The following is a 16,333-nucleotide window of genomic DNA, read 5'->3' as shown; positions in this document are numbered from 1 at the left end:
CCCAGCGACAGGTCTTCGTCGCTGGGGTGGCTGTTCCCTATTCCCTGTTCTTACACCAGCGCCAGCTTCACCGCTTCACTCACCAGCCGCCCCTCAGCCCGCAAACCCTCAGCCGCCAGCTTCGCCTGCACAGCCTTGATGACCGTCCCCATCTCCTTCGGCCCAGGCTTCGCCCCGGCACCCTCGGCAATCTCAGCCACCACGCGCCCCACCAGCGCCGTCAACTCCTCCTGCGAAAGCGCCTTCGGCAAGAACTCCTCAATCACCGCAATTTCGGTAGCTTCCTTAGCCGCCAGCTCCGGCCGTCCACCCTTGGTGAACTGCTCAATCGAATCCCGCCGCTGCTTGATCATCGTCGCCAGAATCTGCTCTGACTCAGTCGGAGTGAGTTCCGTCCGCTTCTCAATCGCCTTGTTCTTCAACGCGGTCGTAATCAGCCGCAGCGTAGTCGTTCGCTCACTGTCGCGAGCCTTCATCGCCGTAATCGTCTCTGCCTTCACCCGTGCTTCCAATGTCTCGCTCATCGCGCCTTCAACTCCTGTCAATCCTGTGTTCGTACCTATTTTAGTTTCTTTTGTGATTGTCTGATCGCCCACACGAAGGTTGCTGTAAGGGTTAAATTCATCACGACGCCTACCAGGGCAGGAAACAGCCCGTCATATTGCCCATGCAGGAAAGCAGGCACCCGTCTCCATAGAGCAGTCACCAGGGAAAGCGCCAAGAAGGCCACGCAAACTTTGAACATCCAAATTGATCGCGTTATACGCTTTCGTTCCTTGGCATCCACGATCGGACAAACTTGAAGGGTCTGCGCGCCCGTCGCCTGAGCATCCTTGATACGTTTACGCCCGATGACGATCGCAGCAACCGTCCCCGCTACCCACACAAATAAAGCAGAGAAGGCAAGCCCACGAGGGGACAGTATTCCCTGCAACTCCGCGACCACGATCAAGAATATGGCTACGATCACGCCGGCGTAAACGGTCCACAAATGCCGCTTGAAACGAGATTTGTCCATCCTTAGTGCCACTCCATCCGGCTAAACCGCCACTGCCCATCCGCATCCAGATGTATCACCATGCCACAGTATGCGCCGAAGCCGCAAAGTGAAGAAATCTGCCTTTCACACTCACACTTCACACTCACACTAGCCTTCCCGCTATTCACATTTCTCACAACAGTGTGTATTCTGTGATTGCACCCAGGAGAGAGTCGATGTTCCGCAAAACCCGCCTGTTCACCCCCGGACCCACCCCCCTGCTCCCCGCCGCCCAGTTCGCCATGGCCGCCGCGGACATCCATCACCGCACCGCCGAGTTCCGCGCCCTCTACACCAAGGTCCTCGCCCAGTTGAAGGAGTTCGTCGGCACCCAGAACGACGTCCTGCTCCTCTCCTGCTCCGGCACTGGCGCCATGGAAGCAGCCGTCTCGAACATCACCTCGCCCGGCGACCGCGTCCTCGTACTCTCCGCCGGCAAGTTCGGCGAGCGCTGGGTCGCCCTCGCCAAGGCCTTCGGCTGCGTCATCGACCTGGTCACCGTCCCCTACGGCGAAACCTTCGACCTGGAAGCCATCAAGGCCGCCCTCAAGCCCGACACCAAAGCCGTCTACGTCCAGGCCACCGAAACCTCCACCGCCACCCGCCACTGCGTCCAGGCCATCGCCGAAGTCCTGCGTGCGGCAGACTCACCAGCAATTCTGGTTGTGGATGGGATCACCGGCCTCGGAACCACGCACTTCGACGTCGACGGCTGGGGCATTGACATCCTCATCGGCGGCAGCCAGAAGGCCGTCATGATCCCGCCCGGCCTCGCCTACCTCAGCGTAAGCGATAAAGCCTGGGCCGCCATGGAAACCAGCAAAAACCCGCGCTACTACTTCGACCTCCGCAAGGAGCGCAAGTCCGCCAAAGCAGGCGAATCCGCCTATACCCCGTCCGTCGCCCTCATCGCCGGCCTCGGCGCAGCGCTCGACTACATCGCCGGTCAGGGTGGCGGCAGCCTCGCAGAAGGCCGTAAAGCCCTCATCGAAAACGCCGAAACCTGCGCCGCCATGACCCGCGCCGGCCTCGTCGCCCTCGGCTTCACGCTCTTCGCGCCCACCGCCCCATCCGCCGCCGCCACAGCCGTCTCCGTTCCGGAAGGACTGGATTCAGGTACCGTCGTCAAGGAGTTGAAAGCCAAGTTCGGCGCCGTCATCACCAACGGCCAGGGCGACATGAAGGGCAAGATCTTCCGCATCGCCCACCTCGGCTTCTTCGACTACATGGATACGATTGCGCTCTTGGGCGCATTGGAGTTCATCGCCCGCGACACCCTCAAGCTGCCCGTCAAGCTGGGCCAGGGATTAGCAGCAGCCCAGGAAGTCTTCGCCAACCGCAAGCCCAACGAAGCCCTCGAAAATCCCTGCCTCTGCGGCCGCCAAACCTGCTGCCGAAATTAGCCACCAGCTTCCAGCCTCTAGCTCCCAGCTTCAACGCTAGGAGCTAGAAGCTAGGAGCTAGAAGCTAGGAGCTAGAAGCAAAGATGCCCGAATTAACCTTTGGCGAAAAACTCATCCTCGCCCGCAAGCAGCTCAACCTCTACCAGTACCAGATGGCCGAGCACCTCGGAGTCCACCCCAACTCCATCTGGAAATACGAGCAGGGCGAAGGCAAGCCGCAGGCATCCGTCGTCCGCATGTTTGAGATGTTCTGCGCGCAGAACAACATCCGCTTCGATGAATTCAGCACCAGCCCGGAAACGGTAAAAGGCCCATCCATGAAGATCGTTCTCGCAGAAAAAGTCTCCCCCAGCACCCTCGCCGTCCTCGCCTCCGAGCCCGACTGGCAGATCCTCACCGCCGATGACGTTGCGAAGCTCCCCGGCAAACTCACCGAGGCTCTCGCCGACGCCGACGCCCTCGTCGTCCGCTCCGCCGTCCAGGTAGATGACGCCATGCTCGAGCATGCGCCCAAGCTCCGCGTCATCGGCCGCGCCGGCGTAGGCGTGGACAACATCGATGCCGACGCAGCCACCCGCCGCGGCATCGTCGTCATGAACACCCCCGGCGCCAACGCCGTAGCCGTAGCCGAACTCACCCTCGGCCTCATGCTCGCCCTCGCCCGCAAACTCCCCCAGGCCAACACCACCATGCACGCCGGCAAGTGGGAGAAGAAGTCCCTGCAAGGCGTCGAGCTCAAAGGCAAAACCCTCGGCATCCTCGGCCTGGGCCGCATCGGCCTTGAAGTAGCCAAGCGGGCCCGCGGCTTCGGCCTTGAACTCATCGGCCACGACCCCTTCGTCTCCGCCGTCGTCGCCCGCGAAGCCGGCATCAAGCTCGTCAGCACCGAGGAGCTCTTCGCCACCAGCGACTACCTCACGCTCCACGTCGGCCTCACGCCGCAAACCGCAGGCATCATCAACGAGCGCACCATCGCCACAATGCGAGACGGCGTCCGCATTCTGAACTGCGCCCGCGGCGAGCTCATCGAAGAAGCAGCCCTCGCCGCAGGCCTCCAGTCCGGCAAGATCGGCGGCGCGGCCCTCGACGTCTTCACCGTCGAACCGCCCAGGGAATCGCCCTTCCTCGGCATGCCCAACGTCATCCTCACTCCGCACATCGCCGGCTCCACCGACGAAGCGCAGGAAGCCATCGGCATCCAGCTCGCCCGCCAGGTCCGCGAATACCTCAAGCTCGGCGTCGTCCAGAACGCGGTCAACGTCGCCTCCCTCACCCACGAGGAATACGTCCTGCTCGCGCCCTTCATCGACCTCGCCGGCCGCCTCGGCAACTTCCTTTCCCAGGCCGCGCCTCGCAACATCGAAGGCATTCACCTCTCCTACTCCGGCGGCCTAGCTGAAGGCAAAACCGACCTCATCCGCAACGCCGCCATCGCCGGCCTGCTCGCCCAGTCCGAGCACGTCAACCGCATCAACGCCGCCACCATCGCCCAGGAGCGCGGCATCCGCATCGTCGAAGAGAAGAAGGAAAGCATCCGCGGCGGCGCAGCCTCGGTCCTGTCGATCACCATCCACGACTCCGCCGGATCCACCAAAGGCTCCGCCACGGTCCTCCACGGCGACCACCCCCGCCTGCTCGCCTTCGACGGCATGGACATCGAATCGCCACTCGAAGGCAGCTTGCTCGTCTGCCGCAACCTCGACGTCCCCGGCGTCATCGGTCGCATCGGCACCGTCCTCGGCGAACAAGGCGTCAACATCGCCAACTTCGCCCTGGGCCGCGAACGCACCCGGGAATACAGCTCGCCCGAACCAAGGAAAGCTCTGTCGGTCGTCCAGGTCGACGAACCCGTAGGCTCGGAAGTCCTCGAAGCCCTCGGAAAAATCCCCAACCTGCTCCACGCCCAACTGGTCCGCCTCGGCTAACCTGTAGCTAGCCAATCTGTGGAACAATTCGTTTGTTCCACAGATTGTTCCTCGTAGAACAATTTCACCTCGGCCCGAAGTGAAAACGCTGTCAAGCAAATTTGTTCGATCTGCTTTCAAATCAGTCACCTGCATTTGCGTCGAATTACCGCCATTTGTGCATACGGAAAAACAACAAGAGGCGCGTATAACGGATCCGTTATACGCGCCTCTCTCTTGTCCGTGGAACAAGCTAATCCAGCGTAAGAAAATCCATCTCAATCGGATCGATCAGCGGCCGCAGCCACTTCAGCAGCGCCTGGTGCGGGCCGCTCTTCACATACGCCTCATACGCACCTTTGCCCTTGAAGCGCATCAGACCGACGAACTCGTATCCCTGGCCGCGCTCCGACTGGTTGTGGCCGGTATGCACATCGAGCAGCCCCGCGATCTTGCCCTTGAATGCCTGAATCTCCGAAGCGGCCTGCGCCTTCTGCTTCTCCGTCGTACCCGGCTTCCACTTGAACCCGAAAATATGGATGTACATGCAATCTCCTCGTAAGCGTATTGACCACGCCCGCTCTCACCATCGAGGATAATCGCATACCCGCAGCATCGGCATCTTCTTCCTTCGCATCCCAGATCGGAGAGGCCGCAAAGGATTGCATGACCGATTCCATGCCCGCCCCAGCACACCAGACCGCAGACATCGCCCCACCGCCACTTGACTTACCAACAACACCCGACACGCTGAACCCCACCGGCATTCGCACCGCAGGCATCCGCATGATCCCGGTCGTCGGCGGCAAATACAAAGTCTGGACCAAGCGCTTCGGCCCGGCCAACGGCGATGCGGACATCAAGATCCTCCTGCTCCACGGCGGCCCCGGCTTCGGCCATCCCTATCTCGAAGCATTCGAGTCCTTCCTGCCTCAGGCCGGCATAGAGATGTACTACTATGACCAGCTCGGCACCTATAACTCCGACAAGCCCGACGACCCCTCCCTCTGGACCCTCGCACGCTACTGCGGAGAGGTCGAAGAAGTCCGCCGCGGCCTCGGCCTCGACCAGTTCTTCCTCCTCGGCCACTCCTGGGGAGGCATCCTCTCGATCGAGTACGCGCTCCACTACCAGCAGCACCTGCGCGGCCTCATCATCTCCAACATGACCGCCAGCGCCAAAGACTATCTGCGCTGCACCGCCGCACTCAAGGTCAAGCTGCTCTCACCCCAGTCGCTCGCCACGCTCAACGCGCTCGAAGCCGCCGAGGACTACGACAACCCCGAGTACGAACGCATCATGATGGAAGAGCTCTACCCCCAGATGATCTGCCGCATCCAGCCCTGGCCGGAGCCGGTGCAGCGCGCCTTCCGCAGCGTGAACAACAAGATCTACGAGCAAATGCAGGGCAAGAGCGAGTTCCTCGTCACCGGCAACCTAAAGGACTGGGACCGCTGGGATCGCCTGCACGAGATCAAGGTGCGCACCCTCACCCTCGGCGGCCACTACGACGAAATGGACCCGGAAGACCTGAAGAAGATGGCCTCCCTCATGCCCAACGGCACCAACGCCACCTGCCCCAACGGCAGCCACCTATGCATGTGGGACGACCAGGCCAACTACTTCGAATACCTGATCAACTTCCTGCGGGATGCCTAGGCAAATCCCCCGCGAGCGGTGCAAACAACCCTGTGAACGGGCAGGCACCGCCAAAGACCTCTGTCTCTGATGAGAAGCCGACTTATCGCGACTAATCATTGCGGTTTCTCGAAACATCGTTTTAAGAGCACAATTTTCGGAGCGATCTGGTCATACCTCCAACTAGACTGTATTTCTATGAACCACAACCAGAGCGCCCACATCGAAGAACTCATTCATGCTGAGGACTGGCCAAAGGCCCGCACTCTCATAAAGGTTGAACTGAGAGAGAAGCCAAAGGATCACTGGCTCCTGTCGCGACTCGCTCTGACTTACTATGAAGAACGCCAGTACGATCGTGCCCTTCAATTGGACATTAAAGCGCTTCAGGAGGCGCCCTATTGTCCTCTTGCGATTTGGGGTTACGCAGGCTCACTCGACATGCTCAATAGGGGCAGCGAGGCGCTCAAAGTCTATAAATGGCTTGCAAGTTGGGATGAAGAAATTCTCGCACATGGTGAATGCGGTGAAGGCCTCAGGTGGGCTCGCTCTTTGATCGCCGATTGCCACTATCGCATCGCTTCCATCCTGGAGAAGAAAGGTCAGCGGAAGAGGGCAATCGCTGCTTTCGAGGAATACTTGTCAAGAAGACAACGAGGGCATCGCAGTATCTATTCCCTACGTGATGTGAAATCGCGTTACAGTCTACTGCTGACGAAAAAGAAGTCCTGATAAACGCCCTTCTCGCTATCGGTCCAGCGCAAACATCTTCGCACCCTCAAGTAGCTTTTCCTCAGCGAAAGCACAGAATCGTCTTTGACTTCAAACGATAAAATCCACTCATGCTTCGCTCCCGCGCTCTGCCCTTCTTCGTCTCGCTCGGTATCGCATGCGCTACAGTGCCACTGCACGCGCAGGCAACAACGGATCTCTCCTCCCAGGGTTACTATGCCGACCCCGAGGTGCGTGTCTTTGACCATCAGTACTGGATCTATCCCACCCGCAGCGTTTCCGCCGATGACCCAGTGATTGGTCAGCCCACCTTCAACGCCCAACAGACCGAACTGCGCAAGCAGCACGTCATCCACAAGGACTACCTGCTGCAGACCGGCCTCGATGCCTTCTCCTCCCCCGACCTCGTTCACTGGACCAAACACATCTCAGTCCTCAGCGTGAAGAACGTAGCATGGGCCGCCTATGCCATCTGGGCCCCATCCGCGATTCATCTCAACGGCAAGTACTATCTCTTCTTCGCCGCCAACGATATTCAGAAGACCGACATGTTCGACGGCGGCATCGGCGTCGCCGTAAGTGACAAGCCCGGCGGCCCCTTCGTCGATGCCATCGGCAAGCCGCTCATCGGCAACTTTCAACATGGCGCCCAGCCCATCGACCCCATGGTCTACCAGGACGACGATGGCTCCATTTATCTCTACTACGGCGGCCAGGGCTATTGCGTCGTCGCCAGACTGTCGCAGGATCTGAAGCATGTGATCCCCATGCCGGACGGCCAACTCTACAAAGAGATCACCCCCACAAACTATGTCGAAGGCCCCTTCATGATCAAGCGCAACGGCACGTATTACTTCATGTGGTCCGAGGGCGACTGGGGCGGTCCCGACTACGGCGTTGCCTATGCGAAAAGCAACAGCCCCACCGGTCCCTTCACCCGCGCAGGCAAGATCCTGCAAACCGATTCCGCCATCGCCAAAGGCCCCGGTCACCATTCAGTCCTGCATATTCCAGACACCGACGACTGGTACATCGTCTACCATCGCCACCCGCTGGACACCACAGGCATCAGCAAGCGCGTCATGGCCATCGACAAGATGATTTTCGACAAGGACGGCAACATCACCCCCATCGTCATGACCAAGGACGGCCCCGGCATCCGCGCTCTCACGAAGGGTCACTAACCCCTTACAAGCTTCCGCTCTCGAAGCGATTGAGTGCGCCCGCCAACGCGCCTGTCGTTATCCCCCCAGCGCAAACTTCCTCGCAGCCTCAAGCAGCATAGCCACCGATTCCGTCGAGCATGACTGAAAGTAGAAGCGCATCAACAGCGATACCTACTGACCGGCAGCAACGGTTCGTGCCGCAAACCAATTCGCGACTTTCATTTGCATGATTTCCCGGTTTAGTTCGAACTGCCGCTTGCGATGGCCATTCCCTCCAGATGGGTGCGGAAACCCAAACAGACAGCGCTCCGCATTCAAGAGCCCGGAAGAGATCAGCGCTGTCAGGCACTCCTCTACCGCCTTTCCAAGAGGAACGATCAGCGCATCCGGCACTTCGGATAATTCTGGAGCTAATACGGTAAACACCATGTCGCGCAACATAGCGTGCCGTAGCGGTCCAGGCGTATGCCCAGTGTAGTTTTTTCCGCGGACAAACACTGGGTATCGGATGGCCGACGTCGTGTGAAGTTGAGATCGAAAGGTATCGAATAATCCGGCGCAGTCTGGGATGCCCAACCCTTCACTCAGCCCAATTCCGTTCAGCATCGTAATCAAGTTTTTACGCATAGCTCCGGCAAAGCTGGCGTGCGCCTTCGCCACAGTACACGCCTCGGAATCACTCCCGCCTGAAAGCAAAGAAGCGCGGGCAGAACGAATCGCAATTTTCATTTGCCGAAAGCCAGGAGTGATACCGACGATGGCTATTCCTGCGGAGCAATTGATCGTTTCCAATGGCGCGTAAAACGTTTCCAGTTCTGCATCTCTGTAGAGTCTTAGCGAGTCCGTTAGAAGATGTTTTTCAGTGTAAACGGGAAGATTTGGTAACGCGTGGATAGCGGCAGCGTACTTTCCTAATGAAGGTGTCTCGAATGGCAATGGCATCGTAAGAGGTTCTACCCGTGTTCACGGTTGTAACGATGAGGAATCAATTCGCGAAGGCGATTTTCTATTTGCTCCGGAGTTATTTGTGGCTTGCTGGTCATACCCTTGCAAGTGCCCGCTAGGTCATCGATAAACGAACGGGAATGGTGATCGACCTGTCGTGACAAACGAGGTTCTCGTTACTCCCCCAGCGCAAACTTCCGCGCAGCCTCAAGCAGCGTAGCCACCGACTCCGTAGAGCACGACTCCGAGTAGATCCGCATCAGCGGCTCAGTACCGCTGGCGCGCAGCAGCAGCCAGGTTTCCGCAGCATTGGGCTTCGACTTCGCTTCTGGATTATCAAGATAGAACTTCACCCCATCCAGCGTCTCCACACGCAAAATTGGCATGCCCGCAAACGCCGTATCGCCAGCCTTCAGCGACTTCGCCCGCGCAATCGCGTCATTCTTGATCTCGTCAGCAATATGCAGATCGATGCGGCCATACTGGTGCTCGCCGTACTCCGCCTGCAGATCGGCAACGAGCTGGCCCAGCGTCTTCTTCTCCTCGGCCATCACATTCGCCAGCAGCAGCGCATTGAGCAAACCATCGCGCTCCGGCAAGTGCCGCTGGAAGCCGATGCCGCCCGACTCCTCGCCGCCCATCACGATCTCCTGCTGCTGCATGTAGTCCACCACGTACTTGAAGCCGATGCCATGCTCGTGAATCGTCCGCCCATACTTCGCGCAGATGCGGTCCAGCATCTTCGTCGTGTTGAAGGCGCGCGTCACATCACCCGGCCAGCCCTTGTACTTGAGCACCCAGCTCAACAAGACACTGAAAATCTTATGCGGATCGACAAAGTTGCCATGCTCATCCACCGCTCCAATGCGGTCCGCATCACCGTCCGTACACAGCCCGGCATCGCAGTGGTGGGCCACGACAGCATCGCCCAGCGCCTGGATATGCGGCAGAATCGGCTCGGGATTGATGCCCGGAAACAGCGGATCGACATTGCCGCGAATCTGCACGAAGTCCACGCCAATCTCGGTGAAGACACCAGCCAGCAGTTCACGCCCCGCTCCATACATCGAGTCAATCCCGAACTTGAAACCAGACCTGCCAATCAGATCAAGATCGGCGAAGTTCTCAATCGCCGCCATGTACGGCGTGATGAAATCAACCAGGTCAATGTCTGCCGGCTTGGCCGCCTTGGGTACCGGCTGCCCCAGGTATGACTCAATCTCGGCAATGATCGAAGGACTGCCCGACCCGCCGTACCAGGCCTTATACTTCACGCCATTCCACTGCGCCGGATTGTGCGAAGAAGTGATCATGATGCCGCCAGCCGATCCGCGAGCCCGCACACCAAACGACAGCGCTGGAGTCGGCGTGATCTCCCTGGCCAGTTGCACGCGAATCCCCGTCGCCGCAACCACCTCGGCGCAGGCCTTCGCAAAAGCCTCGGACAGAAAGCGCGAGTCATAGCCAATGCAGATGCCCTTGGAGGGATTCTCCTTGGCATGAATGTAAGCGGCGACAGCAGCAGCGGCAGTGCGCACATTCTCAAAGGTGAAATCGCTGGCAATGATGCCCCGCCAGCCGTCCGTACCAAATTTGATGACTGGATGCGCCATGCCGTGAACGTGCCCTCCGCCAACTTCTTGTTGTCAGTGTATCGTGCAGCCATTCACGACCGTACCTTTTTGTAAAATCGCGAGATGCCCCGCTTTGAACTTCCCCGGGAAAACCAGCCGCAGCACATCGGCATCGTCGCCTGCTCCGCCGAAGGAGCCGCACTCTGCTACCGCACCATCTGCGCCGAGGCCGCCCCACTCCTCGGTCCGCATACGCACCCCGAGATCTCGCTGCACAGCCATTCGCTCGCTGAATACATGGAGCCCATCTATCGCGGCGACTGGGCCGCTGTCGGCGAGATCATGCTGTCCTCCGCCAACAAGCTCGCCGCCATCGGTGCGCAATTCCTCATCTGCCCCGACAACACAGTCCACCAGGCGCTGCCCTACATCGCGGACCGCTCCCCGCTGCCCTGGCTGCACATCGCGGAAGTCGTCGCACAAGAGGCAGCCCAACGCGGCTTCCGCAGGATCGCCATCACCGGCACGCGCTGGCTCACCGAAAGCGAAATCTACCCGGACAAGCTCTCCGCCCAGGGCCTTGGATATCTCCGCCCCACACCAGACGAATGCGAGACCATCAACCGCATCATCATGGATGAGCTGGTCTACGGCATTGTTACACCCGCATCTGTCGCTGCATTTCAGCAGATCATCAGCCGATTGAAAGATGAGGGCTGCGACGCAGTCGTGCTCGGCTGCACGGAGATACCGCTGCTCATGAACGACAGCAATTCGCCCCTACCCACGCTGGACTCAACCCGGCTGCTGGCCCGCGCCGCGCTCAAGCGAGCTGTCAACCGATAGCCAGTCGCAGTTCTATCGCAGATAGAGCAGATAACCGGCCATGCCGACACCAACCGCCGCCAGAATCAGAGCGAGCACCACGGCGCTGGTTGAGACGCGCCCCGCGACCCACCGTCCCTCGTGCAGCTCGTGTGTCGTGCGGATATGCTGCAGGATCGCGGTAACGTTCACCACCACGCCGAGAGCCACCAGCGCCACGCCGCCGTAAACCGAGAGACCGTTGGTACGAATAGTTGAGTGAAGATCGGCACTGCGCATCTCGCGCAGAAACAGCCCGAAACGCGAGACAGCAAAGCCCACGCCCATCAGCCCAAGGCCGGTACGAATCCAGGCGAGAAACGTGCGCTCGGCAGCGAAGTAAACGCGAGGATCGTCGGTGCCCCTGCCTTTATCAGACCCGATCTCGTCGGCCATGCGACCAGCCCCCACCTCTGCGAAAGCTAAATCAGCTCGGTGCGGCCGGAAGCGGCCAGGTCCTTCACAATCCTGCCCACGTCCTGCGAATGCTTGCGGTGCGTGATCAGCAGCGCGTCTTCTGTCTCGACAATCACCAGATCCTCCACTCCCACCAGCGCCACAAACTTCTTCGGACTGTAGACGTAGTTGTTGTCGGAGTCGATCGTCTGCAGGCCTGCGACTTCAGCAACATTGCCATCTTCGTCACCGCGCAGCCGGGTGTCGACCTGGTACTCGTAGAGCGACTCCCACGAGCCGAGATCGTTCCAGCCAAACTCCGCCGGAAGGCAATAGAGCCGCGAACCATACTCGCCCTTGGCCGAACGCGGCTCCAGAATCGCATAGTCCACCGAGATGTTTTCGCACTGCGGATAGAGCTCTTCAAACACAGCATTGAAGCGGTCCGTTCCGAACGCAGCCGCAATCTCTTCGAGCAGCGGCGCCGTCTCCGGCAGATGCTCCCGCACCGCCTTTGCCAGCGTCCGCGCCGACCACAGGAACATGCCCGAATTCCAGTAATAATTGCCCGCCGCTACGAACTCCTCGGCGCGGTTGCGGCTCGGCTTCTCCGTGAACCGCCGCACATGCAGGCTCTCCATCGGACCCTCGTGGCCGGTCTCGATATAGCCGTAGCCCGTCTCCGCACGCGTCGGCTCAATGCCCAACACCACCATCACGTCGCCCGAAGCAGCCAGTTCAATCCCGCGCTCAATGATCTTGAGAAACCGCGGCTCATCGCCAATCACATGGTCCGACGGAAAGACGCCTATCACCGCATCCGGATGGGTCTTCTCGATCAGAAACGCCGCCAGCCCGCAGGCCGGAGCCGTGTTGCGCGCCGCCGGCTCTTCCACAATCTGGCTCTGCGGAACACCCTCCAGCTGCGCCTGAATCTCCGCCGCCAGCAGCTCGTTCGTAATCACCCAGACTTGCTCCGCACCCGCAATGGGATGCAGCCGCTCCACCGTCTGCTGCAACATCGAACGGTCGCCATCGAGCGCCAGCACCTGCTTCGCGCGAGCGCGGCGAGAACGCGGCCAGAAACGCGTACCACTTCCACCAGCCAGAATTACAGGGCAAAAATCGATCTTCACTCAGCCATCCTTGTACAGTCAGGAAACGCTATCCTACCCCACCAAGCCCAGAATTGCCTAGCCTGACAAGTCACATCGCACCCCGTTGTACTTAGAGAAAAATAACTGCCGCAAGATATCGTTCCGCACTATAGTACGGCTTGCTGCGAAATGAACCCGGATGCTCGAGCTCATTCCGCAACTCGTCTGAATGCATACTCCTGTTCATCACGCCGCGCCGTACTCCCTCAGCAGCGCATCGACAGCGTCGTAACCGCACGGATACTTGACTCCCCGCACCGAAGCCCCGGCCCGCAGCAGCGTCTCCACCGACTCCGGCGACCGGCGATCCATCCAATAAGAGTCAACACAGCACGAAATTGCCCGCATCAGCGGCGTACGCCAGCGCCCGTCGATGGCATTCACCGCCGCACCACGCTCGATCAAGAAGCGCACCGCATCATGCCGCCCGCGCCACGCCGCCGAATGCAGCGCCGTCCCGCCCTTGGCCACGTCAAAATACGGATCGCCGCGCCGCGTCGTCATCGCCACATCCAGCCCCAGATCCAGCAGCAGCCGCAAGCCCTCAACATTGCCATTTCCGGCAAATTCAGAAGGCAGATTCCCGCCCTTCTTTCGCAGTTCATCAAGCAATTCCGGCTGCGCCGTAACCAGACTCCTAGCCTCCGCCTCATCCCCCAGCGCACAAGCCGCCACCAGCCCTCGAACACCTTCCAGCGCAATGGGAAAGCCGCGTTCTTTCAGCAACCGCAGCACATCCCCCCGCCCCCGCCGCGCCGCAATCCAAGCCATCGACTCGTCATGATTCACTACCTCCGGCGCAGGCTTCGGTCCATCCTCCGTCTGAACCTGAGGCCAGTGGTCCAGATGCATCGCAATATTCGCCAGCCAGTTGTCCCGCAGCAACGTATGTTGCACCGGAGTCCGCCCCCACTGCGTCGCCTGGTTCGGATTCGCCCCAGCCTCCAGCACCAGCCGCATACCCACGGCATCATGCACATCGCCCTTGCGCAGCAGCAGCGTGGTCATCGCCCACTCATTCAGCTTGCCACTCGCCAACAGCACCTTCAGCACCGCCGGATCATACGACTCCGCCGCATGATACGCCGTTTCCTCATCATTCGGATCGGCCCCACGCTCCAGCAGCAACTGCGTCAGCTCTGCATTGTCCGCGAGTGCCGCCGCTCCATAAATCGCACTCTCCCAGGCCGGAGTGATCTCTCCAATTCCGTCAAACCACCCGGTATCGACATCCGCGCCAGCATCCAGCAGCGCACGAGCCGCCTCCACAAAGCCGCGCATACACACCGCATCTCCCCGCCACGCCCGCAAGTACCGCGAAAAACAGAGATACGTCAGAGCATCCCACGCATATACGCCGCCCCGCTCGACCGCGAGTCCCGCATCCTTCGCCAGAAAGCCCCGCACAGCAGCCGCATCCCCAAACACCGCCGCAGCCCAGATGCTCCCCGTCTCCACGCCACGATGCGCCTTACGAATCGCCTCTGCAGCGTTGATCGTGGCCCCGCTTCCATCGTGGTCCTCTCCACGCGGCACACTTGCGGCACGCAGAAACGCCGCCACCGGATCCTCTTCTGCCGCCACTCCAGTCGCTACACCAGCCCGTTTCGCTTCAACGGCCAGCACAAACTTCGGCCAGCTGGCAAACCCATGCTCCCGCGCAATCACCAGCTGCGCATCGCTCAGCGCAAACGCAGCCGCGCGAATCTCCGCCTCCGCCTTTTTTCTGAATTGTGGATGGTATTGCTGGATCAGCTTGAACAGCCGTTCCAGTTGCAATTGCTCCTGGCGGCTGTCCCCAGCCTCGCGCCGAAAGCGCACCAGATCTTTAGCCTGCTTCTTGTACTGCTCGACGCTCGGAACGCGCGCGAGTTCCCTCGACTGAAATGACATACGAAGCTCCTCTCAAAGTTCGCCTGAGGTCCGCATCTCGCAGGCTGGAAAGAAGATTCGTAGTCTTCATCAAGTTGTGTAGAGGTGGGCACTGCCCTTCCCGCGGACCGGATGCGCCCTTCGCGCTGCAAACAGCGTAGTAGCCAGTCCCCCGAGGCGTCAACGAAAAGTGTGAGTGTGAAGTGTGAGTGTGTACAGCCTCTCACACTCACACTCCACACTCACACTAGCTTTAAAGCGATGTAAGAAACTCCCGCATCCGCTTCACACCCTCATCAATCGTCTCCCGAGTCACCGGGTACGACAGCCGGATATGATGCGGCGTTCCAAACGCCTCACCCGGCACCGCCACCACGTGCCCCTCGTGCAGCATCCGCGTAGCCAGCTCCGTAGCAGTCTTGATCCCACCCTTGCCGATATAAGCCGACACGTTCGGATACACATAGAACGCCCCACCCGGCACCGTGCACGTGACCCCAGGAATCGTCTTCAACGCGTTGATGATGTAATCCCGCAGCAGCTTGAACTCCGCGCGAAACTCCGTAACGCACTCCTGCGAACCAGCCAGCGCAGCAATCGCGCCCTTCTGTACAAAACTCGTAGCATTCGAAGTCGACTGCGACTGCAGCTTCGACAGGTTCGCAATAATCTTTTTCGGTGCCAGCGCATACCCCGCCCGCCAGCCCGTCATCGCGTACGTCTTCGACAGCGAACCCAGCACGATCAAATGCTCCTTCGCCCAGCCAAACGCACCACCCGAAACCGGCGTCCCCTCATAGTTCAGGTACACATAGCATTCGTCCAGGATCAGGTAGATCCCGCGCTCATGCGCCACCCGCACAATCCGCTCCAGGTCCTCGCCCGAAATCACATTGCCCGCCGGGTTTGACGGCGAATTCAGAATGATCGCCTTCGTCTTCGGCGTTATCAACGCCTCCACCGCGGCAGCCGTAATGCGGAAGCTCTCCGACTCCTCCGTCTCTAGGTACTTCACCACACCACCGGCATACTGAATGATGTCCTTGAAGCTCACCCAGTACGGCACCGGCAAAATCACCTCGTCGCCATGCTCAATCAGCACCTGGATCGCATTGAACAGCGCCAGCTTCTCGCCCGAAGTAAAAATCGCCTCATCAATCCCGTAATCGGAACCAAAGTCGCAGGCATGCCGCTCCACAATCGCCTTCCGCAGCTCCGGCACACCCGGCACCACGGTATAGCGCGTGAAATTGGCCTGAATCGCCGCAATCGCCGCGTCCTTGATGTGCTGCGGAGTAGGAAAATGAGGCTCTCCCGCCCCAAAATCCATCAGGTTCACACCCGAAGCCCGCAACTTCGCAGCCTCAGCAGCCACAGCCATGGTCGCCGAAACCTCAATCCGACCAATCCGGTCAGCAAATACCTTGCGCTCACTCAAAACAGAAGTAGCCATATCACTACCAGTTTACAGATTTCAGGCAAGGGAGGAAGCCTACGGACGAAAGTGGAGAACAAATTCGACGAGTCTTAAGAGACTTTCTACGTCACCGCCCCTAGTCCAAGACGGATTGACGCAGAAGTTTCGGAAGCCGGGATCCTAAATTATTGTGTAACAAATATCTCTCACGCAATTGCCTTTTTGA

General features: G+C 59.7%; 15 protein-coding genes. 6 read left to right on the top strand and 9 right to left on the bottom strand.

Going from position 1 to position 16,333, the window contains the following annotated elements:
- Positions 1-50: 50 nt before the first annotated feature.
- A complete protein-coding gene (locus AC5S27_RS01960; protein ID WP_493932901.1) occupies positions 51-524 on the bottom strand; it encodes a GatB/YqeY domain-containing protein in 474 nt (157 codons plus the stop codon).
- 35 nt (positions 525-559) lie between these two features.
- Positions 560-1,018: a hypothetical protein gene (locus tag AC5S27_RS01955; RefSeq protein WP_493932900.1), complete on the bottom strand. Its 459-nt coding sequence runs from the start codon at positions 1,016-1,018 to the stop codon at positions 560-562.
- Positions 1,019-1,215: 197 nt separating this feature from the next.
- Here AC5S27_RS01955 and AC5S27_RS01950 point away from each other — a divergent pair, with 197 nt between their 5' ends.
- Both AC5S27_RS01950 and serA read left to right on the top strand, forming a co-directional pair.
- Positions 1,216-2,442, top strand: a complete 1,227-nt coding sequence (locus tag AC5S27_RS01950; protein ID WP_493932899.1) for a pyridoxal-phosphate-dependent aminotransferase family protein — start codon at positions 1,216-1,218, stop codon at positions 2,440-2,442.
- 317 nt (positions 2,443-2,759) lie between these two features.
- The gene (serA, locus tag AC5S27_RS01945) at positions 2,760-4,367 is read left to right on the top strand and encodes a phosphoglycerate dehydrogenase (RefSeq protein ID WP_493937254.1); all 1,608 of its coding nucleotides are present in this window, start codon (positions 2,760-2,762) and stop codon (positions 4,365-4,367) included.
- Between the two features lie 232 nt (positions 4,368-4,599).
- Here the strand turns inward: serA and AC5S27_RS01940 are convergent, their stop codons facing one another.
- Positions 4,600-4,893, bottom strand: a complete 294-nt coding sequence (locus AC5S27_RS01940) for a Dabb family protein (protein WP_493932898.1) — start codon at positions 4,891-4,893, stop codon at positions 4,600-4,602.
- Positions 4,894-5,012: 119 nt separating this feature from the next.
- On the opposite strand from AC5S27_RS01940, the gene AC5S27_RS01935 reads away from it, so the two are divergent.
- From AC5S27_RS01935 to AC5S27_RS01925, 3 genes are all read left to right on the top strand, one after another.
- Positions 5,013-6,005, top strand: coding sequence for a proline iminopeptidase-family hydrolase (locus tag AC5S27_RS01935; protein WP_493932897.1), 993 nt, complete (start codon positions 5,013-5,015; stop codon positions 6,003-6,005).
- A gap of 177 nt (positions 6,006-6,182) precedes the next feature.
- The gene (locus AC5S27_RS01930; protein ID WP_493932896.1) at positions 6,183-6,716 is read left to right on the top strand and encodes a hypothetical protein; all 534 of its coding nucleotides are present in this window, start codon (positions 6,183-6,185) and stop codon (positions 6,714-6,716) included.
- Positions 6,717-6,826: 110 nt separating this feature from the next.
- Positions 6,827-7,900, top strand: a complete 1,074-nt coding sequence (locus AC5S27_RS01925) for a glycoside hydrolase family 43 protein (protein WP_493932895.1) — start codon at positions 6,827-6,829, stop codon at positions 7,898-7,900.
- 153 nt (positions 7,901-8,053) lie between these two features.
- Here AC5S27_RS01925 and AC5S27_RS01920 read toward each other — a convergent pair whose 3' ends face one another.
- On the bottom strand, positions 8,054-8,824 hold the full coding sequence (locus tag AC5S27_RS01920) for a hypothetical protein (RefSeq protein ID WP_493932894.1): 771 nt from the start codon (positions 8,822-8,824) through the stop codon (positions 8,054-8,056).
- A 179-nt stretch (positions 8,825-9,003) separates the two neighbouring features.
- Positions 9,004-10,440: a phosphoglucomutase/phosphomannomutase family protein gene (locus AC5S27_RS01915; RefSeq protein ID WP_493932893.1), complete on the bottom strand. Its 1,437-nt coding sequence runs from the start codon at positions 10,438-10,440 to the stop codon at positions 9,004-9,006.
- An 84-nt stretch (positions 10,441-10,524) separates the two neighbouring features.
- Between AC5S27_RS01915 and AC5S27_RS01910 the strand changes: the two genes are divergently transcribed.
- Complete coding sequence (locus AC5S27_RS01910; protein WP_493932892.1) at positions 10,525-11,247, top strand: aspartate/glutamate racemase family protein; 723 nt, start codon at positions 10,525-10,527, stop codon at positions 11,245-11,247.
- Positions 11,248-11,259: 12 nt separating this feature from the next.
- Here AC5S27_RS01910 and AC5S27_RS01905 read toward each other — a convergent pair whose 3' ends face one another.
- The 4 genes from AC5S27_RS01905 to AC5S27_RS01890 form a co-directional block, all read right to left on the bottom strand.
- Complete coding sequence (locus AC5S27_RS01905; RefSeq protein WP_493932891.1) at positions 11,260-11,676, bottom strand: YidH family protein; 417 nt, start codon at positions 11,674-11,676, stop codon at positions 11,260-11,262.
- An 11-nt stretch (positions 11,677-11,687) separates the two neighbouring features.
- Complete coding sequence (locus AC5S27_RS01900) at positions 11,688-12,797, bottom strand: mannose-1-phosphate guanylyltransferase (RefSeq protein WP_493932890.1); 1,110 nt, start codon at positions 12,795-12,797, stop codon at positions 11,688-11,690.
- A gap of 207 nt (positions 12,798-13,004) precedes the next feature.
- Positions 13,005-14,711 carry an ankyrin repeat domain-containing protein gene (locus AC5S27_RS01895; protein ID WP_493932889.1) on the bottom strand — a complete coding sequence of 569 codons (1,707 nt, stop codon included), beginning with the start codon at positions 14,709-14,711 and terminating at the stop codon, positions 13,005-13,007.
- A gap of 232 nt (positions 14,712-14,943) precedes the next feature.
- Complete coding sequence (locus AC5S27_RS01890; RefSeq protein WP_493932888.1) at positions 14,944-16,143, bottom strand: pyridoxal phosphate-dependent aminotransferase; 1,200 nt, start codon at positions 16,141-16,143, stop codon at positions 14,944-14,946.
- Positions 16,144-16,333 lie beyond the last annotated feature (190 nt).

This window comes from Acidicapsa borealis, assembly GCF_059115245.1.
This window is presented reverse-complemented; position numbering and strand designations above follow the sequence as displayed.

Coding starts and splice junctions, on each gene's coding strand:
- AC5S27_RS01915 (WP_493932893.1), bottom strand. CDS start 10,440: ATGGCGCATCCAGTCATCAAATTTGGTACGGACGGCTGGCGGGGCATC.
- serA (WP_493937254.1), top strand. CDS start 2,760: ATGAAGATCGTTCTCGCAGAAAAAGTCTCCCCCAGCACCCTCGCCGTC.
- AC5S27_RS01925 (WP_493932895.1), top strand. CDS start 6,827: ATGCTTCGCTCCCGCGCTCTGCCCTTCTTCGTCTCGCTCGGTATCGCA.
- AC5S27_RS01910 (WP_493932892.1), top strand. CDS start 10,525: ATGCCCCGCTTTGAACTTCCCCGGGAAAACCAGCCGCAGCACATCGGC.
- AC5S27_RS01930 (WP_493932896.1), top strand. CDS start 6,183: ATGAACCACAACCAGAGCGCCCACATCGAAGAACTCATTCATGCTGAG.
- AC5S27_RS01920 (WP_493932894.1), bottom strand. CDS start 8,824: ATGCCATTGCCATTCGAGACACCTTCATTAGGAAAGTACGCTGCCGCT.
- AC5S27_RS01890 (WP_493932888.1), bottom strand. CDS start 16,143: ATGGCTACTTCTGTTTTGAGTGAGCGCAAGGTATTTGCTGACCGGATT.
- AC5S27_RS01940 (WP_493932898.1), bottom strand. CDS start 4,893: ATGTACATCCATATTTTCGGGTTCAAGTGGAAGCCGGGTACGACGGAG.
- AC5S27_RS01895 (WP_493932889.1), bottom strand. CDS start 14,711: ATGTCATTTCAGTCGAGGGAACTCGCGCGCGTTCCGAGCGTCGAGCAG.
- AC5S27_RS01935 (WP_493932897.1), top strand. CDS start 5,013: ATGACCGATTCCATGCCCGCCCCAGCACACCAGACCGCAGACATCGCC.
- AC5S27_RS01960 (WP_493932901.1), bottom strand. CDS start 524: ATGAGCGAGACATTGGAAGCACGGGTGAAGGCAGAGACGATTACGGCG.
- AC5S27_RS01950 (WP_493932899.1), top strand. CDS start 1,216: ATGTTCCGCAAAACCCGCCTGTTCACCCCCGGACCCACCCCCCTGCTC.
- AC5S27_RS01955 (WP_493932900.1), bottom strand. CDS start 1,018: ATGGACAAATCTCGTTTCAAGCGGCATTTGTGGACCGTTTACGCCGGC.